This is a genomic window from Deltaproteobacteria bacterium (assembly GCA_016218975.1).
Taxonomy (GTDB): Bacteria; Desulfobacterota; Deferrimicrobia; order Deferrimicrobiales; family Deferrimicrobiaceae; genus JAENIX01.
This window is the reverse complement of the sequence record JACRCO010000009.1, coordinates 40,706-65,003: the sequence shown is the minus strand read 5'-3', so window position 1 is coordinate 65,003 and position 24,298 is coordinate 40,706. Positions and strand designations below refer to the sequence as shown.

The window sequence follows — 24,298 nt, the reverse complement described above, 5'->3', positions numbered from 1 at the left end:
CGATGGCTGCGGCGAAAGGGAAAAACACGGGTAACGCGCGTATCCGGGCCGCGAGGGAAGCGTGGGACAGGGAACTTCTCCAGCCCGTGCTGTCGAAATCGCCGGAACGGCGGAAGCGGTTCGAAAGTACGTCGGGCGAGGAGATCGAGCGCCTTTACACGCCGGAACATGTAGGGGAGATGGATTACCTTCGGGACCTGGGGTTCCCTGGAGCCTATCCGTACACCCGGGGCGTGCAGCCCACGATGTACCGGGGGCGGTTCTGGACGATGCGGCAGTATGCGGGCTTCGGGGACGCCTCGGAATCCAACAAGCGGTACCGCTACCTTCTCGACCACGGCCAGACCGGCCTCTCCGTGGCGTTCGACCTACCCACGCAGATGGGGTACGACTCCGACAGCGCGATGGCGGGCGGCGAGGTGGGCAAGGTCGGCGTTGCGATCGACTCGCTCGAGGACATGGAGGTCCTCTTCGACCGGATTCCGCTGGGGAAAGTGTCCACCTCGATGACGATCAACTCCACCGCCGCGATCCTCCTGGCGATGTACGTGGCGGTCGGGGAGAAGCAGGGCGTGTCCGCGGACCGGCTAAACGGCACCATCCAGAACGACATCCTCAAGGAATATATCGCCCGCGGGACCTACATTTTCCCTCCTGCTCCCTCCATGCGGGTGATCACCGATATCTTCGCATTCTGCAAGGATCACGTCCCCCGGTGGAACACGATCAGCATTTCCGGGTATCACATCCGCGAGGCGGGCTCCACCGCCGCCCAGGAGATCGCCTTCACCCTGGCCAACGGCATCGCATACGTCCAGGCCGCGATCGATGCCGGCATGACAGTAGACTCCTTCGCATCGCGCCTCGCGTTTTTCTTCAACGCCCACAATTCATTCCTGGAAGAGGTGGCAAAATACCGCGCGGCCAGGCGACTTTGGGCAAAAATAATGAAGGAAAGATTCAAGGCGAGGGATCCCCGTTCCTGGATGCTGCGGTTCCATACGCAGACCGCCGGCTCCTCCCTCACGGCGCAGCAGCCCGACAACAACATCGTCCGTGTTACCATCCAGGCGCTCTCCGCCGTTCTGGGCGGCACACAGTCGCTGCACACCAATTCCAGGGACGAGGCGCTTTCCCTCCCCACGGAGGACTCCGTACGGATCGCCCTCAGGACGCAACAGGTGATCGCGCACGAGAGCGGGGCGGGGGATACGGTAGACCCTCTCGCCGGGTCCTACTGCATCGAGGCGCTCACCTCCGGGCTGGAGCGGCAGGCGCAGGAGTACATCGGGAAAATAGACCGCATGGGCGGGGTGATCCGGGCTATCGACGCCGGCTACATCCAGAAGGAGATCCAGGATGCCGCCTACCGGTACCAGCAGGAGATCGAGCGGAAGGAAAGGATAATTGTCGGACTTAACGAGTTCGGGATCAAGGAGGAGCGGCCCGACAAGCTCCTGACCGTCGACCCGAAGATCGAGAAGAATCAGCGGAAGCGCCTCGCCGGCCTGCGCAGGAAGAGGGACGGCAAGGCGGTTTCGTCCGCGCTCGCCTCGCTCGAAAAAGCGTGCCTCGGGAAGGAAAACGTCATGACGCCGATACTTTCCGCGGTTAAGGCATACGCCACCATCGGAGAGATCTCCGACGTAATGCGCGGCGTTTTCGGAGCCTACCGGGGAAAAGTCACGGTATAAGTCGGCTTGTCCCGCCATCCGGACCTGGGTGAGAGGCGCAGATCCACCAGGAAACAACCGACCTCGGTTTCGCATCATACCTTTTCGCATTGCTAAAAAATTTGCGAAAAGGAGGGTGCGATGGGGGAGATCGCCTGGGAACGTGATTTCGACTCCGCGCTCGCCAGGGCGCGGCAAACGGGGACCCCGGTTTTCCTGGATTTCTGGTTCGACGGCTGACTCGGCTGCGCCAGGATGAATACGGGTCCGTATTCCGACGCGAAGGTCCAGAAGTTCATCCAGGAACAGTTCATCCCTTTACGAAGCCAGTGTTTCTGGGACAAGCCTACCGGGCCTATGGAGAGGTTCGGTATCAAATGGACGCCGACGTTCGTCGTTCTCGATGCCGACGGCAAGGAACATCACCGGTTCATGGGGTACGTGCCGACCGACGATCTAATATCCAACCTCGGACTCGGACTCGGAAAGATATTTTTCGACACCGACCGGATGGCGGAAGCGATCATGCAGTTCAAGACCGTCATCGAACGCCACCCGGACGCGGGTCCGGCGCCGGAAGCGGTGTTCCATCTCGGTGTCGCCGGGTACAAGCACTCCCATGAGGCGAAGGAACTGCGCCAGGCCTACGAAACATTGAAGGCGAAATATCCTCAGAGCGAGTGGACGCGTCGGGCCGAACCTTATGCCGCGATTCCGTTGTAACCCGTACCGGCGCCATCTTTCGATTGATTTCCGGGCGCTTGAAAGGCTTAATAGAGTGAACGCGCCAGAAGCGATTTTAAGCCGTTTTCACGAACGGGAGATGGATGGCGGAACGGCTCCAGCGGATCCTGGAAGAAAGCGAAGGAAGGTTCGTATCCGGACAGGATATCGGGCGCAGGCTCGGGATGTCCCGGGCGGCCATCTGGAAACAGGTACAGGGGCTTAGGCGGCGAGGCTTCGGCATTGAAGGGGCCCGGGGAGCCGGTTACCGGCTTCTCGGGCGACCCGATGAAATCGAGGAACGGGAGCTCGTTTCCCGCCTGTCCCACCCTCAATTCTGGAAGGCTTTCCAATTCTTTTCCACCACCGACAGCACGAACAGCCGGGCGCTTGACCTCGCCGGCAAGGACGCGCCGCACGGCACAGTCGTGTGCGCCGACGCGCAGACCGCGGGACGGGGCCGGCTCGGACGCAAATGGGAGTCTCCGCCCGGGACCAACCTTTACCTTTCCCTCCTGCTGCGTCCCCCTGTCGAACCGGCGCATGCTCCATGCCTCACCCTCGTGACCGCCGTGGCGCTGGCGATGGCGGTGGAAGAGGCCGCGTCTCTTGCGGCGGAGCTGAAATGGCCGAACGACCTTTACCTCGAAGGGCGGAAGGCGGCGGGGATCCTGGCCGAAACGACCGCCGAGCCCGATCGTTTGCGCCACGTGGTTATCGGCGTCGGGCTGAACGTCAATGCGGAACGATCCTCTTTTTCCGAGGATCTGCGGGCGAGGGCGACCTCCATGCGTATCGCTTCGGGCCGGGTATTCCGGCGGGTGGCGGTTCTTGCGAGCTTCCTCGATTCCTTCTCCAGGTGTTACGGTATGTTCCTCTCCCGCGGCTTCGAGGCGTTGCTGCCGGAGTGGTCCCGTAGGGATATCCTGAAAGGGAAGAAAGCCGTTTTACGGATCGGCGAACGCGCGGTTCGCGGGACCGCCGTCGGCGTGGACGGCTCCGGCATGCTCCTCTTCCGGCGGGACGGGGAAAGCCGCGCGGAGAAGGTACCCAGCGGGGAAGTGATGGAATTCGGGAGGTAACGCAGCTTGCTCCTCGTCATCGACGTCGGCAATACCCACACGGTCCTCGGCGTATACGAAGGCGACAATCTCCTCCACCACTGGCGCGTTTGGACGGACCGTGAAAAGACCAGCGACGAGTACGGGATAATGATCCGGAACCTCTACGACGGCAGTCACTTCTCTTCCAGGGAAATCCACGCGATCGCCATCGCTTCGGTCGTGCCCCCCCTTACGCCTACGATTATCGAACTCTGCGTCCAATATTTCGGGATCACCCCGCTCGTCGTCGGGCCCGGCGTAAAGACGGGAATCTCGATCAAGATGGACAACCCGAAGGAAGTGGGGGCGGACCGGATCGTGAACGCCGTGGCGGCGTTCGCGAGGCACCGGAAAGCGTGCATAGTGGTGGATTTCGGGACGGCGACGACGTTCGACTACGTTTCGGAAACGGGCGATTACATGGGAGGCGTCATCGCTCCCGGTGCGAACATCTCCGCGGAGGCGCTCTTCCGGCAGGCGTCGAAGCTGCCGAGGGTCGAGATCGCCAAACCACAGACGGTGATCGGGAAGAACACCGTGGCTGCGATGCAGTCGGGGATCTTCTTCGGATACGTCTCGCTCGTCGAGGGGATAATAGACCGCATGAAACGGGAAATCCGGCAGGATACCCTCGTTCTCGCCACGGGGGGGCTGGCACGGACCATCGCGTCCGAGTCCTCCAAAATCCACGTTATCGACGAGAATTTGACGCTCGACGGCCTGCGTATAATATACGAAAGAAACCTTGCGCCCGGCGGCTGAGCGGGCGGGGAAACGATCGCCAGGGAGGAGGTACCAGGGGAATTGGACATCCATCAACTGCGAAACATCGGCATCATCGCGCACGGAGGCGCGGGGAAGACCAGTCTGGCGGAGGCGCTCCTTTTCAACGCGAAAGCCACCGACCGGATGGGGCGCGTGGACGACGGCAGCTCCAACTTCGACTACGACCCCGAAGAAATCCGCCGGAAGATCACCATCAGCACCTCCTTCCACCATTATTCATGGAACAAGGTGGAGGTTACGGTAGCGGACACGCCGGGGTACATCAATTTCGAGGCCGACACGCGCGCCTGCCTGCGCGTGCTGGACGGCGCGGTCCTGCTGGTGAACGCCGTTTCGGGCGTCGAGGTGCAGACCGAGAAAATGTGGAAGTTCGCGAGCGAGCTTGACGTGCCGGTCATTGCGTTCGTTTCGAGGATGGACCGGGAGCGCGCGGATTTCGACAAGGCGCTGGAAGAAATCTCCGGCATCCTGAAGGTCAACGCGGTCCCGGTTCAGCTTCCGATCGGCAAGGAGGCCGGGTTCAAGGGCGTGGTGGACCTGTTCCGGATGAAGGCGCTCGCGTACCGGGGAGACTCCGGCGAGTTCGAGGTTGCCGATATTCCGGGGGACATGAAGGATGCCGCCGCAAAGGCGCGCGAGAAGCTGGTCGAGGCCTCGACGGAATCCGACGACGCGCTGCTCGAGAAGTACCTCGAAGGAACGGATCTCACCGAAGAGGAGATCCGGAAAGGGTTCGCCGAAGGGGTGCGGACGAGGAAGTTCCTCCCGGTGCTCTGCGGCTCCGCCATCCGCAATATCGCGATACAGCCGCTGCTGGACATGATCAATTACGCGCTGCCTGATCCCTCCTACCGCAAGGAGGTGAAGGGCACCAACCCCAGGAACAAGGAAGCGGCCTCACGTCCCATCGCGGAGAAGGCTCCTTTCTCGGCGCAGGTTTTCAAGACGCTGGCCGACCCTTACGCCGGGAAGCTTTCCATCTTCAAGATCTTTTCCGGGACCCTGACCCCGGAAATGGCGCCGCTGAACTCCAGCAAGGATGCGTCGGAGCGCATCGGGCAGATCCTGCGGATCGAGGGGAAGAAGCAGAAGCCCGTCGGCTCGGCTTCCGCGGGAGAGATCGTGGCGGTCGCGAAGTTCAAGGAAACGGTCACCGGCGATACGCTCTGCGATCCGAAAAACCCGGTTGTGTTCCCCCGCCCCTCCGTGGTGGAGCCGGTCATCTCCTTCGCGATCCGGCCGAAGACCCGCAACGACGAGGACAAGCTGGGGACGTCCCTGGCGAGGATGATCGAGGAGGACCCCACGATCCGGTTCCGCAAGGAAGCGCAGACCCGCGAGTTCATCCTGGCGGGGATGGGGGAGACTCATCTCGAAGTGGCCGTGGAGAAGCTGAAGCGCCAGTACGGCGTGGAGGTGGAGCTGCGCACGCCGAAGATCCCGTACCTCGAAACGATCAAGGGGAAGGCGGAAGCGCAGGGGAAGCACAAGAAGCAGACCGGCGGGCGCGGGCAGTACGGCGACTGCTGGATACGGATAGAGCCGCAGCCCCGGGGGAAGGGGTTCGAGTACGTCGACGCGATCGTCGGAGGCTCGATTCCCCGCCAGTACATCCCCGCGGTGGAAAAGGGGGTCGTGGATCGGCTGAGCAAGGGGGTCATCGCCGGATATCCGGTGGTCGATGTCAAGGTCACGGTATTCGACGGATCGTTCCACACGGTCGACTCCTCGGAAATGGCGTTCAAGATCGCCGGATCGATGGCGTTCAAAAAGGCGGCGCTCGACGCGAAGCCGATTCTCCTGGAGCCCATCGTCGAAATGGAGGTCGTGGTCCCCGAGGAGAACGTAGGGGACATTATCGGCGACCTGAACGGACGGCGGGGGCGCGTGCTGGGCGTGGAGGCCCACGGGAAGAGCCAGGTCGTCAAGGTGCAGGTCCCGCTGGCGGAAGTGCTGCGGTATTCCTCCGACCTGCGTTCGATCACATCCGGGCGCGGGCAGTTCACCATGGCGGTTTCCCACTACGAGGAAATCCCGGCGGTCATAGCGGACAAGGTCATAGCCGAAGCGAAGAAGGAACTGGGTAAAGAAGAAGAAGAGGAGTGATGGAAGGCGAGGGCTGGAGCGGAGCCGGGAGCCTGACGGAAGACCATCCCGTCACGGAGACCGTGCGTCAATCGCTCCAGCTCTACATCTCGGGGCTTCCCGTCCCGAAAAAGGTCGAACTCGCGGTCAAGGGGAACAAGGAGGTAAGGCAGATTCTTTCGCGGGATCCGAACAAACTCGTCGCAAGGGCGGTCTTCGGCAGCCCGCGGCTGTCCCAACCCGACGTGGTGGAGTATGTACAATCGCCGTTGACGAACGAAGACCTGCTTCGGGAAATCGGCCAGCACAAGGAATGGATGAGCAACCCGCTGGTTCTCAGGGCCATCGTCTCGAATCCCCGGACGCCCGTGCCGGTTGCGATGCGGCACCTGCCCCGCCTTTCGGTGCAGGAACTGAACCTGCTTACCAGGAACCGTAATGTCCACGCGTTGGTGCGCAGAGAGGCGAAGCGGCTGGCCGTTCGCCACCGCTGACGGAAGGACCGGAGAGACGGCATGGCACTCTTCAATTACGCTACCAGGGAATTGAGCGCGAAGATCGTCTATTACGGGCCCGGCCTCTCCGGCAAGACCACCAATATCGACATGGTGCACCGCCTTCTCCGCCCCGAGCAGAAGGGAAGGCTCATCTCCCTGCCGACGGAAACCGACAGGACGCTGTTCTTCGATTTCCTCCCGGTGGACCTCGGGCAGATCCGGGGGTTCAAGGTGAGGTTTCACCTCTATACGGTTCCGGGTCAGGTGTTCTACAACGCGACGCGCCGCCTCGTCCTGCAGGGAGTGGACGGCATCGTCTTCGTGGCGGACTCCCAGGCCGAGATGGCGCAGAGCAACGAGGAGAGCCTGAAGAACCTGGTCGAAAACCTTGTCGGCTACGGCAGGAAGATCGAGGACATCCCCTTCGTAATGCAGTACAACAAGCGCGACCTCCGCAACATCTCTTCGGTGGCGGAGATGAACGCCAGGCTCAACGCCATGAACGTTCCGGTGGTCGAGGGCATCGCGAAGGACGGAGTGGGAGTGTCGGAGACGCTGGTGGCGATCTCGCGGATGGTCTTTTCCCACCTTCGGAAGACGCTGCTCCTTCCGGGCGAGGCGGCGGAGAAGGAAGAGTCCGGTAAGATTACCGAAGCAGGCATCGGGAAATCTTTCCAACCGAAGGAGGAACCCCTGGAGGAGATTTCCGAAGTGGAGGAGATCCAGGAGGTCCAGGCGGAAAGGGAGACGGCAGTAACGACGGAAACCGCCGAGACCCGGGAGACCGTGGAACACGATGAGGCGGTAATGCCGGAACCCGTGGAATCGTTACCGGAGGAATTCGTGATTCTGCCGACCGCGCCCCCGGTCGTCGAAGAGGAAGCCCCGGCCGAGGAGGAGGCTTCCGCAGCCGTCCCGGAAGAGATCGAGATCGAGATCCCCGAGCGGGCGCAGGAGGCGGCCCCTTCGAATGAGATGGCGGCCCGGATTTCCGTCGAGCCGGAAGGCGGTTCGCTGACATTCCTGAATTTCGAAACGCCGTTCCTTTCGCCGGAAGGACATGCCGTTATCCCCGCGGCGTTCATGGACGATTCCGGGAATATCGTGCGTGTGCGCATTCGCATAGCCATGGAGGAGCGGAAATAGGATGCCGGACGGCTTCGTGAAGAAGGCGGGAGAGATCCTGCGGTCCGGAAAGCCGATCGAGGACCGGCTTCGGGAGTTCACGGCGGAGACCGCATCCCACTTGTCCGGCGCCGTGGCCTCCGTGCTCCTGTTCGACAGGGATTCCGAGGACTTTTTCCTGAGGGCGACGACCCTCCGCTACGCGCCGTCGCCCGAAATCGTACATTTCTCTTCGGCCGGCACGCTCGAAGAGCTGGCCCTCCGGGAGCGGCGTGTCGTTTCCCTTTCGGAGATCGGCCGGTCGTCGGAGAGCCGCCTGCGAGGCGACCTGATCCTCTTTCCACTGATCTACGCGGACGAGCCGCAGGGCGTCCTTGCGGTCCAGTCGGCGTCGGCCGGCGGAATCGCTCCGGCGCAGGCGCAGATATTGGGCGAGGCGGCGACTCTCCTTGCGGACGCGGTAGGCGTTTCATTGCGCGAGGAATCGGCCGCCCTCCGGATGACGAAAATCGCGGCCATCAACGAGGCGGGCATCAACATCATTTCCACGCTGGACCTCCAGCGGCTGCTGAAACTTGTCGCGACTTCTGCGTGCCTCATCATGGAGGCCGAATCGTGCGTCATAAGGTTGAGGGATCCGCAAACCGGCAAGTACGCCATCCGCGAGTTTTACGGGATGAAGGAGGAAAGCGACCAGCGGGATCTATTCCGGATGGACACGAAGGCGGTCACCGAGATCCTGAAAGGGGCTCCATCGCTGCTCGTCAGGGATGTGGCGGCGGACGACAAGTGGAAGGAGTTCGCCGGGATCGCCCGCACGCTTGTCTGCTTCCCCCTGCGCTGCGACGGGACCGTGATCGGCACCTTGTCCATTTTCGACAAGTTCCCGCACAAGACGTTCTACCCCGCGTCGTTCAACGGCGACGACGTCGGGACGCTCGGGAAGTTCATGCGGTACGTCGAGAAGGCGGTAAACAACGCCATCGTCTTCGAACGGAACGACCGCCTGAGGAACCTCGATGACGTCACCGGATTGCCGACCCTGAAATATTTCCAGGATCGGCTTCTTCACGAGCTTTCCCGCGCGAAGCGTTTCAAGCGCAGGCTCGTGCTGATGATATGCGAAGCGGCGCCCCTGGTTCCCGGCAGGAAGTCCGCGGAGCCGTACGGTGGAGAGCCGATCGCAATACGTCTGGCGTCGGTTTTGAAAAAAACCCTCCGGGAGTACGACGTGGTTGCCCGGATCAGCGAGTGGAAGTTCGCGATGATCCTTCCCGAAGCCGAGGACGGCAGGATGAGCGCCATCCCCCGCATCAAGAAGGCCATGCACGCAGAGGTGGATGAGATCCGCAAACGCGTCCCGGACATCCGCGTCGACCTTCGATTCGGGCACGCCTCCTATCCGGAAGACGGAGACGACCACGAGAAGCTGATCTTCCGGTCGAATCTCCTCAAAATGTAATGGAAACGAATCGAGGCATGGTAGCGGCGGTTTCGGTGAGCTCCCGCAAAGGGGAGAAGAAGTCACCGGTCTCCTCGGTGGTCCTGGTAGAAGAACACGGCGTGAGGGACGATGCCCACGCCGGCCCGGGCCATCGCCAGGTGAGCCTGCTGGCCTCGGAGAGCATCGGGAAGATGCGTGCGAAGGGATTATCCGTAGGGCCGGGAGATTTCGCGGAGAACATCACGGTGGAAGGTTTCGACCTGCTCCAGGCCAAGGTGGGGGACAGGATCCGCGTAGGCGAGGCCCTGCTCGAAATTTCGCAGATCGGGAAGGAATGCCATACGCGCTGCGCGATCTACTTCCAGGCGGGAGACTGTGTTATGCCCCGCGAAGGCGTGTTCGCGCGGGTGATCCGGGGAGGAAAGGTAGCCCCCGGCGATGAAGTGCGGAAGGAGGAGGAGCCGTGATCCGCGCCGCAGTGGTGACCGTATCCGACAGGTCCTTCCGTAAAGAGAGGGCCGACGCTTCCGGGCCTGTGGTCGCCGAGATCCTGGCGCGCATGCCGGCGACGATCGTGCAGCGGGTCGTCATCCCCGACGAGCAGCCGTACATCCGCAGGGCTCTCTGCCATTTCGCCGATGCCCTCGGATTGGACCTGGTGGTCACCACGGGAGGAACCGGCGTCGATCCCCGCGACGTCACACCCGATGCGACGCGCGGCGTGATAGATCGCGAAATACCCGGGATGTCGGAGGTCATGCGGGCCGAAAGTCAGAAAAAAGTGCCAACAGCAATGCTTTCGCGCGCGCTGGCCGGCATACGCGGCAAGACCCTGATCGTCAACCTGCCCGGCAGCCCCGGCGGCGCCAGGGAAAACCTCGAGTCCATCATGCCCGCCATTCCCCACGCCATCGGCAAGATCCGCGGCGACGGCGGCGACTGCGCGCGTTAACACTCCACATGAAAGCCCCATAACCAATCTTTTTCGTTTCTTTCTCTGGATGGGACATTCACCCAGAACGTCACTAACGGGAACCGGGCTGGCAATAACACAGTTGATCCCGCGATCATCCAGGGCGGGCGATGCTTCAGAACAGACTACGCCAACGCCGCGTGCTTCGCCGTGCGCAGCACCGGTCTCCGTGCTCGCGCTTAACCCGCAATTCTCACCACGCTTCTGCTGCTGCTGCGGATCCGGCCATGTCTACTGCGTTGCGCTCGGTCGGGCTCCTCGACGTAGTGTCAACTACGCCTGCGTCACCCTCGGTCGCGACGCCTTGTAGCCATACCCGTCTCCACCGCCTCGCGACGAACCGTGGTGAGAAATGCGGGATAAGGCCCCTCTGTCGGGGGGCTCCGCATACTGCGCGCGGGGCCCGCGCAGCCTTCTGCGCAGCCTTCTTGCGTAAGTCCCAAAATGGGACTATACTCCGTTCATGCGGGTCATCGCTCTCTCGACGCTGAAGAAGTTCTGGGACGATGCCCCGGCCTTCATGGACGCCCGAGAGCCGGCCTTGGCGTGGTACCGGCATGTCCTGAAGGCGGACTGGGCTTCCCCGGCGGACGTGAAGAGGGACTTCGCGAAGGCGAGCATCCTCAAGAGCGGGCGGGTCGTCTTCAACATCGCCGGTAACAAGTACCGGGTCGTTGTCTGGATCAACTACCCGTACCGGATCGTCTATGTACGGTTCATCGGGACGCACGCACAGTACGACGCGATCGACGCGCAAACGGTGTGAAGGGAGAAGGAGCCATGGACATCCGGCCTATCAGGACCAAAGCGGACTACCGGCGGACGTTAAAAGAAATAGAGACGCTCATGGACGCCGCTCCGCACAGCGTGAAGGGGGAGCGTCTCGACGTTCTGGTCGCACTGGTCGAGGCGTATGAGAGGAAGCATTACCCGCTGGAGCTACCCGATCCGGTCGAGGCGATCAAGTTCCGGATGGAGCAGCTGGGACTAACCCCCAAAGACCTGGAGCCGATGATCGGCCGGCGCAACCGCGTGTACGAGGTGTTGAACCGGAAGCGTCCGTTGACGATGAAGATGGCCTGGCGACTCCACTGCGAACTTGGCATTCCGGCCGAGAGCCTGATTCGGCCACCAGCGGATTACAGGGCGGCGTGACACGCCTGTCGCCGGCCGGTGCGCCGTTACGTTGAGAACTTCCATCTTCCTCCTTAAAGGGTAACGAGTTTAATTTGTATGTATATTCCAGAAACGACTCGGTGCACTACGTGGATAGGCAAGGAGTTGATAAGGTTACAGTTGTTTTAGGTTCGGTTGGTTATATAACAAATACTGCCGTGGCCGCAGAACCAGTCACTCACTGCTCCTGCCGGAATAAGGGGAGTCCATTCATCGATGCGGATCCGCGGCGACGGCGGCGACCATTGCCAGGGGGAAATGAAATTGGTATTTGTTAAAGGAGTTCCGAATCGGGCAGTTGGCCGCTTGCGATTCCGCCTTCGTTCATAGAACCGGTACGATAACCTTTGAGGTCCACGGAGACGTAGAGGAAGCCGTTCCGGCGGAAACCCTCATGTACGGCGTTAGATATTTTCTCCTCGAACAGGCGAGGGATCTCGTCCGTTCCCACCTCGATTCGGGCGACCGTCCCGTGGACACGGACGCGGAACTGGCGGAAACCGAAGCCGCGCAGGATCTCCTCGCACGCCTCGACGCGTTGCAACGCTTCACCTGTGATCCCGGTCCCGTAAGGGAAGCGGGAAGAGAGGCATGCGAACGACCCTTTCGACGCGGTCGGAAGGTCGAACCGGCGGCTTAAGGTCCGGATCTCCTCCTTCCCGATCCCGTTCTCCAGCAATGGGCTGCGGACGCCCAGCTCCTTCGCGGCACGGCGGCCGGGACGGTAGTCGTTCAGGTCGTCGGTGTTGGAGCCGTCGCAAACGACGGCGAGCCCTTCCTCGCGCGCGATCCCGGCGAGGATCCCGAACAGTTCCTTCTTGCAGTGGTAGCACCGGTCCGGCGGGTTGGAGGAAAAACCGGGTATCTCCAGTTCGTTCGATTCCACGAACCGATGTGGGACATCCCATTCCAGGGCGATCCTTTCCGCCTCGTCCCGCTCCGATTTCGGGTAAGTCGGGGAAGTGGCGGTTACGGCCAATACGCGGTTTCCGAGCGCGGTGCGGGCGGCGTGCAGGAGAAACGTGCTGTCGACGCCGCCGCTGAAGGCGATCACTGCGGAGCCCATCTCCCGCAGAGATGCGAGCAGCGATTCCCACTTCGCTTCCGGGGTCCCGGCCGGGGTCTCTTTCTGCGGATTTTCAGGAGAGGAGCGCATTTTCCATCCCGGAGAAGTCGGGATCGGCGGGCAGGAATATCTCGCGTTCAGTTCCGCCTGCCACTTCGCGCACGCGGAATGGCGGCTGCGATCCCGGCTTGCAGTACCTCGTGAAGATTCGGGAGAGAATGCCCAGGGGCGCTTCCCCGCCCTTGCCGTTAACCCCTACGGACGGCCCCGGGAAACCTTCCGCGATGTAGACGCGCAGCTTCCCCCGTCCGAGCGCTTCCAGTTTCCGGTTTTCCGCCTCGTCCCTCCCCACGATGACCTTCTCTCCGCCGGGCATCCGGAAATGGCGCCCGACCTTCAGCAGGTTCAGGTCAGTCATGTCCGGCGAAGGGGAGTGTTCGAGCAAGTCCCTTACCTTGATGGAAAAGGTCTTGTCGGTCAGGAGGCAGCCTCCCGCCGGGCAGGGGTAATCGGAGATGCGCCATTCCTCCGCGAGCCGGATTTGCTCCTTCCTGGAACGGCCCACGATCGCGAGGAGCTTCTCACGGTCGACCCATCCTTCCCGTTCCGGAAGAGTCGGCTCCAGTTGGCGGGCCGACAAGGGGCGGAGGACGATATCCGCACATCCGCTGTATTTCTCGATGACCCGCATGGCGTCGGAGCGCTGGGACATCGGGCGCTGTCCCACGACCTCGCCCGTAACGAGGAACGATGCGCCGATCTCCTCCATGTATTCCCGGCTTTTCCGGAAGGTGAATATGCGGCAGTCGACGCACGGGTTCATGGCCGATCCGCGCCCATGCTTCGGGTTCCTGACGATTTCGATGTACTCCGTACCCTTGGAGACGGTACGTACGGGCATCCCCATCCGTGCAGCCGCAATCTGCGCCTGTGAATGACAACCGGCCGATGCCGCGCCCCGCGTGCAAGTGCAGAAGGGCGAGGTGAAATGGATCGCGAACAGCTCGATTCCCTGGTCGACCATCATCTTCGCGGCGAGCGTGCTGTCCAGTCCTCCCGACAGCAGCATCACCCCGCGTGAGTTTTTACGTTCTGCGGCCATGCTCATGTCGCGCAGCTCCGTTCCAGCGAGTAGTCAAGTGCCGAAAGCGGTGCGCGGATCCGGGGGGAATCGCCGCAGGAGGGACAGGCCGGGTCCCTGTGCACCGAAAGTTTCGTTACGGTCGCTTCGAGCGTATCGATGACCAGCAGTCTTCCGGACAGCGGGTCGCCGATTCCGAGCAGGATTTTCAGCGCCTCCGCCGCCTGCCAGGAGCCGATGACTCCCGCCGCCGCGCCGAGGATTCCCGATTCGGAGCAGTTAGGCGCGTCCTTGCGGGGAGGTATTTCGGGGAGAAGGCAACGAAGGCACGGACCGCGCCCGGGGATCACGGAAAGGATCTGCCCGCCGAACCTCAATGCTCCCGCGTGGACGAGGGGGACCTTCGAAAGAAGGGCGGCGTCGTTGCAAAGGTATTTCGTCGGGAAATTGTCGCTGCCGTCGATAGCCACGTCGTAGCGCGTAAAAATGTCCAGGGCGTTCGCCGGCGTCAACGCCTCTTCATGCGTTTCCACCCGGAGATCGGATCGGAACTCCCGCAACGATTCCGCGGCTGATGCAGTTTTCGCCCGCCCCACCGCGGTTTCCCGATGGATCCACTGGCGGTTCAGGTTCGACAGATCCACCCTGTCTCCGTCGATGATTCCGATACGGCCCACTCCGGCCGACGCGAGATAGAGAAGAGCGGGCGAGCCGAGGCCGCCGGCGCCGACCACGAGCGCCGAGGACGAGAAAAGCTTTTCCTGACCGGACGGACCGATCTCCTCCAGGAGGATATTACGGCTGTATCGAAGGATGTCTTGGTCTGTCCACGCCATCGCGCTATTATATCTTAATTTGCCCGGCGCCCCTCGCAGCGGAAGTTCGTTTAAAGAGGAGGCCATGGGGTATCGCCGCCAAAGGGGGGGTCCGTTGCCGATCGATGTCGCTCCCATCCGGAAGGCCGAGTTTCCGGTGACGGAGAAGTTCATTTACCTGAATCACGCAGGGGTTTCTCCCATACCTGCGCGCACCGCGGAAGCGGGCGCGCGAATTCTCTTCCGGTTTCGCGACGAGGGTGCGTTCCGCCTACGGCAGTGGCAGGATATCGCGGAGGAGACCCGCAGCCGTTTCGCACGGCTGATCGGCGCGTCTCCGGAAGAGATCGCCTTCATCAAGAACACTTCGGAAGGCCTTTCCTTCATCGCGGCCGGGTTCCCCTGGAAGGAAGGGGACAACCTGGTCATCGCGAACGTCGAATTCCCCTCGAACGTCTACCCGTGGCTCCGCCTGCGCTCGCGGAACGTGGAGGTGCGGATGGTCGCCGCCCGGGAAGGGCGTATCCGCAAGGAGGACCTTTTCGCCGCATGCGACGGCAAGACGAGGCTGATCTCCATATCGTCCGTCGAGTTCGCCAACGGCTACCGGAACGACCTTCCTTCCATCGGGGAGTTCTGCCAGAAGAAGGGGATCTTCTTTTGCGTGGATGCGATCCAGAGCCTGGGCGTCCTGCCGATCGACGTCCGGTCCTACGGGATCGACTCCCTTTCCGCCGACGGGCACAAGTGGTTGCTTGCGCCGGAGGGAGTCGGGGGGTTCTATATCTCGAAGGAAGTGATGGAGATGGTGGAGCCGGTCGTGCTGGGATGGCATTCCGTGCAGAACCGGTTCGATTTCGAGAACTACGATTTCCGCCTCGCGATGGATGCGCGCCGTTTCGAGCCGGGCAGCTTCAACACGGTAGGGATCGCGGCGTTCAATGCGTCGCTCGACCTGCTGCTCTCCGTCGGCACCGACAGGATATGGGAGCGGGTCCGCAGGCTGACGGACGGGACAATCGAAAACGCCCTTCGGCTCGGATACGAGATCCTCTCCCCGCGGAATCCGGAGGAACGATCCGGCATCGTTACCTTCAGAATTCCGGGTGCAGACCCGCAAGCCCTCTGGAAATCGCTGCACGCCAGGAACGCCGTGTGCTCGCCGAGAGCGGGAGGAATCAGGGTTTCGCCGCACTTCTACAACACACCCGAGGAGATCTCGCGGTTTTTCGAGATGATCCGGGAGGAAACGGCCCGCGCGTGACGGCGCGGACCCAGGGAGGCGCCGCAGGGACATGAGTACAGAGCCCCGCGAAAAGATCCTGATGGTCGACGACGATCCGCGGGTCGTCGACGCGGTGGGAGTTTATCTCAAGGAGAAGGGGTTCCGGTTCACGGGAACTTTCAACGGAGAGGAAGGCGTCAAGAAGGCGAAGGAACTGCGGCCGGATCTCGTGATTCTCGACCTCCAGATGCCCGGCATCGACGGCGTGGAGACATGCGCCTTGCTGAAAAACGATCCTTCCACCGCACGGATACCCGTGGTCGTGTTCACTGCGTACGCGGACAGGGATTCGAAGATCAAGGCGCTCCAGGCGGGCGCCGCCGACTTCCTCGGGAAACCGGTGGATTTCACCGAGCTTCTCGTGCGCGTGGAAAACATACTGAAAGTCAAGAAGTACCAGGATTTCCTCGAGGAGCACAGCAGGATCCTCGAATCGCGGATCGAGGAGAGGACAAGGCAATTAAAGGCGGCGGTCCTCGATACCGCCCAGCGGCTGACGCTGGCCTCCGAGTACCGGGACGTAGACACGTACAATCATGTAAAGCGGATCGGCATCTATTCCGAGGTGGTCGCCAGGGAGCTCGGATTCAACGACGAGGCGGCGGAGATCATCGCAAACGCCAGCCCGATGCACGACATAGGAAAGGTCGGCATCTCCGATTCGATCCTCCTCAAAAAAGGGGAGCTGACGAAAGAGGAATTCGAGGTCATCAAGACGCACACCACGATCGGTGCGCGGATATTGCGCGGGTCGAGCAGCCCCTACCTCAAGATGGCCGAGATTATCGCACTGACACACCACGAACATTGGGACGGCAGCGGGTATCCGCAGGGACTGAAAGGGGAGGAAATCCCGATCGAAGGCCGTATCGTCAACCTCGTCGACATGTACGACGCCTTGCGGAGCAAGCGGCCGTACAAGCCTTCCTTCAATCACGAAAACGCCGTACACCTCGTCTCCGGCAACGGACCCGTCATTCGGCCCGAGCACATCGACCCTAAGCTCCGCCAGGCCTTCATTCGCTGCGCTGACAAATTCCGCGCGATCTTCGAGGAAAACCCGGGGTTGTAAATGGATTTCCCCGCTCCCTGCAGGGAGCGTCAGCGAACCTGCACAGGCCGGTTGCTTTCCCGTGCGATAAGGGCGGCGCCGAGCGCGCCTGCAAGTTGAGGTTCCCGGGGAACGAGCAACTTCAAGCCGAACCTTGCTTCGAGCGCTTTTCTGGCAGCGGGATTTTTCGCGACGCCTCCCGTCATGACGGCGGGTGAAACGCAACCGACCCGTTCGGCGAGCGCGGCGATCCGGTCCGCAATGGCAAGGTGAACTCCCCACGCGATGTCCTCCGGGGCGGCGCCGGACGCGATGAGCGAGATCACCTCCGACTCCGCGAACACCGTGCACATGGAACTTACGGACAGCGCCTTGCGGGATTTGAGCGACCGGGCGCCCATCTCTTCCAGGTCCATCTCCAGCGTGCGCGCCATAACTTCCAGGAACCTGCCTGTGCCCGCGGCGCACTTGTCGTTCATCGCGAAGTCGGCCACCTTTCCATCGGGTGCGATGCGGATGACCTTGCTGTCCTGCCCGCCGATGTCCAGCACCGTGGCCGCTTTGGGGAAGAGGCGCCGGGCGCCGCGCGCATGGCATGTTATTTCGGTGACCGCCGTGTCTGCGCCCTCGACCGAATCCCGGCCGTAGCCCGTCGATACGAGGAAGGCGATGTTCTTCCGTGTTCCCCCGGCAGCTGCAAGCGCGCGGGTAAGCGATTCCTCGACAGCTTTGCGCGTAGAGGCGCCCGTGGCGATGATGGATTGGCCCGCTACCTTCCCTTTTCCGTCGAGGAGGACGACGTCGGTGGAGAGGGATCCTACATCGATCCCCCCGAAAAGAGTTTTTCCCGATTTCACAGCGTCCTTAACACGTACTTCCGGCAGCCGAGCCCCAACTCTTCTCCGTAGGAAAGCTGGACCGTCCAGTCGATCAACGGATGGGTTTCCCGGAAGGGGTCCCTGCCGGCCGTCTTCAGCACGAGGTCCGCGCACGCCTGGTCGATGGCGACCGGGTCGGCGGAGGCCAGGATTCCCACATCCGGGGCGATCGGCCGGTCGCTGTTGCCGTAGCAGTCGCAGAACGGGGAGATCTGGGTTATGAACGAAAGGAACAGGGAGGAGTCCCTTTTACCCCGCATGGCTCCCAGGGCGTGTTCCACGGTTTTCTTCTGCACCAAAGGCGCCGCCTCGTCCCAGTCGATCTTAACGGTGTGCTCCGGACAGACGACGATGCAGTCCGCGCATCCGATGCACTCTTTAGGATCGATGAGGGCTTTTTCCGAGACGACAGTGACGGCCCCGGACGGGCAATGCGCCACGCATGTGCCGCATGCTGAGCAACCCGAGGGATCGACGAAAGGAGCGACGGTTGAGTGCTGGACGAGCTTGCCCGACCTGGAGGCGCAGCCCATACCCAGGTTTTTGATCGCTCCGCCGAAGCCGCAGAGTTCGTGTCCCTTGAAATGCGTCAGCGTGACCATGGAGTCCGCGTTCACGATTTCCGTCCCGATGGATACCTCGCGAAGCATGCCCCCCTCGATGGGAACCTTTATGGCGCTTTCCCCCCGCAGGCCGTCGGCGATGACGATCGGCGCATCGGCGACGGAGTAAGCGAAGCCGTTCGCGATAGCGGTCCTCAAGTGATCTACAGCGTTGCTCCTTCCCCCAAGATAAAGAGTGTTCGTATCGGTAAGGAATGGCTTCGCTCCGGTCGCGGCGATTTCCTCGACAGCCTTGCGCACAAAAATCGGCCGCAGAAACGCGGTGTTTCCCTTTTCGCCGAAATGGAGTTTGACCGCCGTCAAGTCACCGGGCGCGATTCGTTCGGCAAGACCGGCTGCGCGCAGCAACTCCCCCGTCTTGTCGAGAAGGTTCCTGCCCGGCTTCGTGGAGAGGTCCGTGAACCATACTGTCGACTGCATGCAGAACCCCCGCATTGACGGATCGGCAATCGGGCATTATAATACATTATTCAATGATGCATCACGACACTTCCCGATACTCCTCGGAGGGCTGCGTCCTATGAGTTTCAAGGTGGGGGATATGGCCGTTTATCCGGCCCACGGCGTCGGTGTCATCCAATCCATAGAGACGAAGTCGATTTCCGGGGGAACGAAAGAATCCTTTTTCGTTCTGCGCATTCTGGACACCGGCATCACCATCTTGGTCCCGGTGAACAACACGGACCAGGTGGGCCTGCGCCGCATCATGGACGCCCGTGCGGTCACCTCGGTCTACAAGATATTGAAAGACCGGGAGATCGACGTCGAGCCCAAGCCCTGGAACCGGCGCTACCGCCAGTACATGGACAAGCTGAAATCCGGCTCCCCGTTCGAAATCGCCGAGGTCCTTCGCAACCTGCTGCTCCTCAAGGGGGAAAAAGCCCTCTCGTTCGGGGAGCGGAAGATGCTGGACACGGCCCGATCCCTCCTCGTCAAGGAAATTTCCCTCGCCAAGGCCACGACGGAGGAAGCCGTGGAGGCGGACTTGCGCCGCTTCCTGAACCTGTAGGCCCGAAACAAACTTTGGCGCATGAGGATTCACCGGTTGCCTGCTCTCCGGGGGCGCGATGGCTGAAGTCGTAGCCATTATCGTCGCCGGCGGGGCGGGGAAGCGGATGGGCGGTGATGCGCCGAAGCAGTTTCTCCGCATCGGTGGGCGCCCGATACTGGACCTTGCTATTTCGGCCATTGCGGCGTCGCCTCTCATTGATGGGATCGTCCTGGCCCTACCTCATTCGCAGTCCGAAGAGGTGAAGGAGTCGTATCGCGCACGCCCGAAAGTTCTCCAAGTTATCGACGGCGGTGAGGAGCGGCAGGATTCGGTCGAAAACGCCCTTGCCGCCGTACCGCCCGAGACCGAAATAATACTCGTCCACGACGCGGTCCGCCCTTTCGCCTCCCGGGAATTGCTGGAACTTTGCGTAACCCGCGCCAGGGAGCACGGCGCGGTCGTTCCGGTCGTCCCTCTGCGCGACACGGTCAAGATGTGGGACCTGGGAGGAAAAACCCTCGCCACCGTGGACCGGTCGCTCCTCTTCCGCGCCCAGACCCCGCAGGCGTTCCGGGCCGATATTCTGCGGAATGCATTCGAAAAAGCGAAGGCTTGCGGCCGCAAGGCGACCGACGATGCTTCGATCGTGGAAGCGGCAGGGTACCAGGTGACGCCGATTCCCGGGGAGGAAGGGAATATCAAGATCACAGTCCCCGAGGATCTCCGGATGGCGAGGGGACTGCTCGGAGAATCGCCGGATTTCCGCATCGGGCTCGGAGGGGACGCTCATCGGCTCGTGGAGGGGCGCGAACTGTGGCTGGGTGGAATCCGCGTCGAATATCCCAGGGGGCTCCTGGGCCACTCGGACGGGGACGTCCTGCTGCACGCGATCGCAGACGCGATTTACGGCGCCCTGGGCGACCGGGACATCGGCCACCACTTTCCGCCCGGCAGGGATGAGACGAAAGGGATATCCAGCCGCACCATCCTGGAACATGCGCGCGGAAGGATGGACGAACTCGGCTTTTCGCTCGTGGGGCTCGACGCGGTCGTGGTCTGCGAGGAACCGAAGATCGCTCCGATCGCATCAGCGCTGCGGGAATCCATCGCCGGGATGCTTTCCGTTTCCGGCGAAAGGATAAGTCTTAAGGGCAAGACCACGGAGGGTATGGGTTTCGAAGGAAGGAAGGAAGGTATTTCGGCGTGGGCGGTGGCGCTCCTTCAGGGAACCGCGCCGCAACAAACATCCGAAGGGACTATCGGGTAAATGGCGCTGACCGTCTTCAACACGATGGGAAACCGGAAGGAGCCGTTCGAGCCTCTTACGCCGGGAAATGTGAAGATGTACGTCTGCGGTGTTACGGTTTACGACCTATGCCACATCGGGCACGCGCGCGCCAACGTCGTGTTCGACATCATCGTGCGCTACCTGCGGTTCCGCGGATACGGGGTCACCTTCGCGCGGAACTTCACCGACATCGACGACAAGATCATCAAGCGGGCGAACCGTGAAGGGGTAACAAGCGAGGAGATCGCGAAGAGATTTATAGCCGAGTTCTACCGCGACTTCGACCGGATGGGGCTGCTGCGCCCGGACGTGGAGCCGCGCGCGACGGAGCACATCCCGGAGATCGTGGACCTTGTAAGCAGGCTGGTGGCAGCGGGGAAGGCGTATGCGGTCGCCGGGGACGTCTACTATTCCGTCAAGGGTTTCGCCGGTTACGGAAAACTGTCGGGGAAGAATACAGACGATCTATTGTCCGGCGCGCGTGTGGACGTGGACGAGCGGAAGCAGGACCCGCTCGACTTCGCGTTGTGGAAGTCGTCGAAGCCCGGGGAGCCCGCCTGGAACAGCCCCTGGGGGCCGGGACGCCCCGGATGGCATATCGAGTGCTCGGCGATGGCGATGAAACACCTGGGGACGACGCTCGACATCCACGGCGGCGGGAAAGACCTCGTCTTCCCCCACCACGAGAACGAGATCGCCCAGTCGGAGGGGCTGACCGGCGAACCGTTCGCCCGGTACTGGATCCACAACGGGTTCGTGAACATCGACAACGAGAAGATGAGCAAGTCGCTCGGGAATTTCTTCACGCTGCGTGAAGTGCTGGAGAAGGTGAACCCCGACGTGCTCCGGTTCTTCTTCGCGTCGAGCCACTACCGTAGCCCGATCGACTATTCCGACAAGAGCCTTTCGGAGGCGAAGGCGGGTCTCGACCGTCTTTATCGCGTGAAGGAGAAGGCCGAAAAGTGCTCCGATGCGGGGGCGCGGGCCGGTTCGGTACCGGAAGGGGATGACATTGCCGCGCTTCGGGAAGCGCCCGCGCAGTTCGCAGAGGCGATGGACGACGATTTCAACACGGCCGCGGCGCTGGGGCGCCTTTTCGACGCCGTGCGCGCGCTCAATCGGCTGGCCCCGGAAGACCCCACCGCCGAACCGGAGAAAGCGTCGAAGTTCCTCGGAGGATATGCCATCCTCGATCCGCTGTTCGGCGTATTGGGTTTGCTGCGGATGCCGTCCGGCGAGTACTTCCGCGGGGAGGGCAGAGTGATCCGCAGAAGCATCGCAGATGCTGTTGAAATTGCCGACGCGTCGGGCGCAACGGCCATGTTGGAGGAGGCGGAGATCCTCCGCCGGATCGAGGAACGGAAGGCCGCCCGCGCCCGCAAGGACTTCGCCGAAGCCGACCGGATCAGGAAGGAACTCGATGCCCTCGGTGTCCTCCTCGAGGACTCCAAAAGCGGAACCACCTGGAAATACAAGTCTTAGGGGCGCCATAAACCGCACGGACGAATCCCGGGATCGAGTAACTCCAAGTAGATTAACGAGCGTTACTTCCATTCGAACGGCGCATAACGTTTTCCGGCCGGGACTTTGGCAAGTCTCCCGGCGCCTCACCGTATAATCGGATGAGGGGGTCATCGCGTTGGAGAACCGGTTCCGCCTGAAATCGCCTTTCCCTCCCTCGGGGGACCAGCCGGAAGCGATCCGATCGCTTGTCGAAGGTCTTGCCGGCGGAACGCTGCGGCAGGTTCTGCTCGGCGTGACCGGCTCCGGCAAGACGTACACGGTGGCGAACGTCATCGCCGAAACGAACCGCCCCGCCCTCGTCATAGCCCCCAACAAGACGCTCGCCGCCCAGCTCTTCGCGGAGTTCAAGGAGTTGTTCCCGGAGAACGCCGTCGAATATTTCGTCTCCTATTACGACTACTACCAGCCCGAGGCGTACATCCCGCAGACGGACACGTACATCGAAAAAGACTCGGCGATCAACGAGCAGATCGACAAGATGCGGCACAGCGCGACCCGCTCCGTGATGACGCGGACCGACGTAGTGGTGGTCGCATCCGTTTCCTGCATTTACGGGCTGGGCTCTCCCGAGTTTTACAACCGGATGACCGTGCGTGTCACCGAAGGCGCGGAGTTCCCACGGAACGCGCTGCTCCGCCGGTTGGTGGACATACAGTACGAACGGAACGACATCGATTTCCACCGCGGGACCTTCCGCGTGCGCGGCGATGCCGTGGAACTTTTTCCCGCATACGAGGAGGACCGGGTATTAAGGATAGAGTTCGACGAGGACGCGATATCGCGAATCCGATACACGGACCCGCTTCGCGGAACTCGCCTCTACGACGTACGGGAAACCGTCATCTTTCCCGCGAGCCATTACGTGACGCCCGAGGACCACCTGGAGCGAGCCGTCAAGGGCATCGAGGCCGAGCTGGCGGAGCGGCTGGCGGCCCTGTCGGCGCAGGGGAAGATCCTGGAGGCGGAGCGCCTCAAGCAGCGGACCACCTACGATCTCGAGATGATCCAACAGATGGGCTTCTGCAGCGGGATCGAGAACTACTCCCGCCACCTCGACGGGCGAAAGCCCGGACAGCCGCCGCACACGCTCCTTTCCTACTTTCCGCAGGGCTACCTTACCTTCATCGACGAGTCGCACATAACCGTCCCGCAGCTCAACGGGATGTACAACGGCGACCGCTCCCGGAAGGAGACGCTGGTCGATTTCGGGTTCCGGCTGCCGTCGGCCCTCGACAACCGGCCGCTACGGTTCGAGGAGTTCTGCGGGAGCGTGGGGCAGACCATTTACGTTTCCGCGACACCGGGGACATACGAGCTGCGGGAGGGCAGGCAGGCGGTCGCCGAGCAGATCATCCGGCCGACGGGGCTCGTCGACCCGGAGGTGGAAGTGCGGCCCGCGAGCAGGCAGGTGGACGACCTCCTTGCCGAGATCCGCGCACGAGCCGAGGCGGGGGAGCGCGTGCTGGTCACGACCTTGACCAAGCGCATGGCGGAGGACCTCACGGAGCACTACGAGGAGCAGGGGGTCCGCGTTCAGTACCTGCACTCCGACATCGACACGGTGGAGCGTGTGAACATCATCCGTAATCTGCGCCTGGGGCAGTTCGACGTCCTGATCGGAATCAATCTGCTGCGGGAGGGGCTGGATCTTCCGGAAGTGTCGCTCGTGGCCATTCTCGATGCCGACAAGGAAGGATTCCTCCGATCGGCCCGCTCCCTCATCCAGACGTTCGGACGCGCCGCCCGCAATGTATCCGGAAAGGTGATCCTGTACGCCGACAAGCTCACCGATTCGATGCGGGAGGCGATCTCGGAGACCGAACGCCGCCGCGAAAAGCAGCGGATTTACAACGAGCGCAACGGAATCACGCCCGAGACGGTGAAGAAGAACATCGCCGCCCCCATCGGGCAGATCTGCGATGCGGATTACGTCACCGTGGCCGCGCAGGAAGGGTGGGATTTCTCCTCTCCCGAAGAGTTGTCGAAGATGCTCCGCAAGCTGCGAAAGGAAATGGACCGGGCGGCGAAGAAACTGGATTTCGAGCGCGCGGCGGAGATTCGCGACCGTCTGTTGGCGCTCGAAAAGATAGAACTGTCCGCAAGGTAACCGG

23 protein-coding genes are annotated in these 24,298 nt (G+C 62.0%); 18 read left to right on the top strand and 5 right to left on the bottom strand.

The genetic code is table 11. From position 1 onward, the window contains the following. Positions 1-2 precede the first annotated feature (2 nt). The 12 genes from HY896_01575 (at position 3) to HY896_01520 (ending at position 11,564) form a co-directional block, all read left to right on the top strand. Positions 3-1,694, top strand: a complete 1,692-nt coding sequence (locus tag HY896_01575; GenBank protein ID MBI5575033.1) for a methylmalonyl-CoA mutase family protein — start codon at positions 3-5, stop codon at positions 1,692-1,694. Positions 1,695-1,928: 234 nt separating this feature from the next. Next, positions 1,929-2,396 carry a hypothetical protein gene (locus tag HY896_01570; GenBank protein ID MBI5575032.1) on the top strand — a complete coding sequence of 156 codons (468 nt, stop codon included), beginning with the start codon at positions 1,929-1,931 and terminating at the stop codon, positions 2,394-2,396. A 104-nt stretch (positions 2,397-2,500) separates the two neighbouring features. Beyond that, positions 2,501-3,478, top strand: coding sequence for a biotin--[acetyl-CoA-carboxylase] ligase (locus HY896_01565; protein MBI5575031.1), 978 nt, complete (start codon positions 2,501-2,503; stop codon positions 3,476-3,478). A gap of 6 nt (positions 3,479-3,484) precedes the next feature. After that, positions 3,485-4,261, top strand: coding sequence for a type III pantothenate kinase (locus tag HY896_01560; GenBank protein ID MBI5575030.1), 777 nt, complete (start codon positions 3,485-3,487; stop codon positions 4,259-4,261). Between the two features lie 15 nt (positions 4,262-4,276). Further along, positions 4,277-6,391, top strand: coding sequence for an elongation factor G (gene fusA / locus HY896_01555; protein MBI5575029.1), 2,115 nt, complete (start codon positions 4,277-4,279; stop codon positions 6,389-6,391). Further along, entirely contained in the window at positions 6,388-6,864 is a 477-nt protein-coding gene (locus HY896_01550) for a hypothetical protein (GenBank protein MBI5575028.1), read from the top strand. The genes fusA and HY896_01550 overlap by 4 nt, the downstream gene beginning before the upstream one ends. A gap of 21 nt (positions 6,865-6,885) precedes the next feature. Further along, a complete protein-coding gene (locus HY896_01545) occupies positions 6,886-8,013 on the top strand; it encodes a GTPase domain-containing protein (protein MBI5575027.1) in 1,128 nt (375 codons plus the stop codon). A gap of 1 nt (position 8,014) precedes the next feature. Further along, positions 8,015-9,454, top strand: coding sequence for a diguanylate cyclase (locus HY896_01540; protein MBI5575026.1), 1,440 nt, complete (start codon positions 8,015-8,017; stop codon positions 9,452-9,454). Beyond that, positions 9,454-9,903, top strand: coding sequence for an MOSC domain-containing protein (locus HY896_01535; protein ID MBI5575025.1), 450 nt, complete (start codon positions 9,454-9,456; stop codon positions 9,901-9,903). Before HY896_01540 ends, HY896_01535 begins: the two co-directional genes overlap by 1 nt. Next, a complete protein-coding gene (locus HY896_01530; GenBank protein ID MBI5575024.1) occupies positions 9,903-10,388 on the top strand; it encodes a MogA/MoaB family molybdenum cofactor biosynthesis protein in 486 nt (161 codons plus the stop codon). The genes HY896_01535 and HY896_01530 overlap by 1 nt, the downstream gene beginning before the upstream one ends. A gap of 484 nt (positions 10,389-10,872) precedes the next feature. Beyond that, positions 10,873-11,175: a type II toxin-antitoxin system HigB family toxin gene (locus HY896_01525; protein MBI5575023.1), complete on the top strand. Its 303-nt coding sequence runs from the start codon at positions 10,873-10,875 to the stop codon at positions 11,173-11,175. Positions 11,176-11,189: 14 nt separating this feature from the next. Further along, positions 11,190-11,564 carry a transcriptional regulator gene (locus HY896_01520; protein ID MBI5575022.1) on the top strand — a complete coding sequence of 125 codons (375 nt, stop codon included), beginning with the start codon at positions 11,190-11,192 and terminating at the stop codon, positions 11,562-11,564. 295 nt (positions 11,565-11,859) lie between these two features. Here HY896_01520 and larE read toward each other — a convergent pair whose 3' ends face one another. Genes larE through HY896_01505 form a run of 3 tightly spaced genes read right to left on the bottom strand, consistent with a single transcriptional unit; the run spans position 11,860 to position 14,568 of the window. Further along, a complete protein-coding gene (larE, locus tag HY896_01515; GenBank protein MBI5575021.1) occupies positions 11,860-12,741 on the bottom strand; it encodes an ATP-dependent sacrificial sulfur transferase LarE in 882 nt (293 codons plus the stop codon). Further along, positions 12,725-13,753, bottom strand: coding sequence for a hypothetical protein (locus HY896_01510; GenBank protein MBI5575020.1), 1,029 nt, complete (start codon positions 13,751-13,753; stop codon positions 12,725-12,727). The genes larE and HY896_01510 overlap by 17 nt, the downstream gene beginning before the upstream one ends. 2 nt (positions 13,754-13,755) lie before the next feature. After that, on the bottom strand, positions 13,756-14,568 hold the full coding sequence (locus tag HY896_01505) for a HesA/MoeB/ThiF family protein (protein MBI5575019.1): 813 nt from the start codon (positions 14,566-14,568) through the stop codon (positions 13,756-13,758). Positions 14,569-14,632: 64 nt separating this feature from the next. On the opposite strand from HY896_01505, the gene HY896_01500 reads away from it, so the two are divergent. Together HY896_01500 and HY896_01495 are read left to right on the top strand one after the other, a co-directional pair. Continuing rightward, positions 14,633-15,811 carry an aminotransferase class V-fold PLP-dependent enzyme gene (locus HY896_01500; GenBank protein MBI5575018.1) on the top strand — a complete coding sequence of 393 codons (1,179 nt, stop codon included), beginning with the start codon at positions 14,633-14,635 and terminating at the stop codon, positions 15,809-15,811. A gap of 31 nt (positions 15,812-15,842) precedes the next feature. Further along, positions 15,843-16,904 carry a response regulator gene (locus HY896_01495; GenBank protein MBI5575017.1) on the top strand — a complete coding sequence of 354 codons (1,062 nt, stop codon included), beginning with the start codon at positions 15,843-15,845 and terminating at the stop codon, positions 16,902-16,904. A gap of 29 nt (positions 16,905-16,933) precedes the next feature. Here the strand turns inward: HY896_01495 and HY896_01490 are convergent, their stop codons facing one another. Both HY896_01490 and HY896_01485 read right to left on the bottom strand, forming a co-directional pair. Continuing rightward, positions 16,934-17,740 carry a 2-hydroxyglutaryl-CoA dehydratase gene (locus tag HY896_01490; GenBank protein MBI5575016.1) on the bottom strand — a complete coding sequence of 269 codons (807 nt, stop codon included), beginning with the start codon at positions 17,738-17,740 and terminating at the stop codon, positions 16,934-16,936. Further along, the gene (locus tag HY896_01485) at positions 17,737-18,804 is read right to left on the bottom strand and encodes a DUF362 domain-containing protein (protein MBI5575015.1); all 1,068 of its coding nucleotides are present in this window, start codon (positions 18,802-18,804) and stop codon (positions 17,737-17,739) included. The genes HY896_01490 and HY896_01485 overlap by 4 nt, the downstream gene beginning before the upstream one ends. 100 nt (positions 18,805-18,904) lie before the next feature. On the opposite strand from HY896_01485, the gene HY896_01480 reads away from it, so the two are divergent. The 4 genes from HY896_01480 to uvrB all read left to right on the top strand — a co-directional run bounded on the left by HY896_01480 (position 18,905) and on the right by uvrB (position 24,294). Continuing rightward, positions 18,905-19,393, top strand: a complete 489-nt coding sequence (locus tag HY896_01480) for a CarD family transcriptional regulator (protein ID MBI5575014.1) — start codon at positions 18,905-18,907, stop codon at positions 19,391-19,393. Positions 19,394-19,451: 58 nt separating this feature from the next. Further along, entirely contained in the window at positions 19,452-20,642 is a 1,191-nt protein-coding gene (gene ispD / locus HY896_01475; protein ID MBI5575013.1) for a 2-C-methyl-D-erythritol 4-phosphate cytidylyltransferase, read from the top strand. After that, positions 20,643-22,145: a cysteine--tRNA ligase gene (locus HY896_01470; protein MBI5575012.1), complete on the top strand. Its 1,503-nt coding sequence runs from the start codon at positions 20,643-20,645 to the stop codon at positions 22,143-22,145. 157 nt (positions 22,146-22,302) lie between these two features. Further along, on the top strand, positions 22,303-24,294 hold the full coding sequence (gene uvrB, locus HY896_01465; GenBank protein MBI5575011.1) for an excinuclease ABC subunit UvrB: 1,992 nt from the start codon (positions 22,303-22,305) through the stop codon (positions 24,292-24,294). Positions 24,295-24,298: the final 4 nt, after the last annotated feature.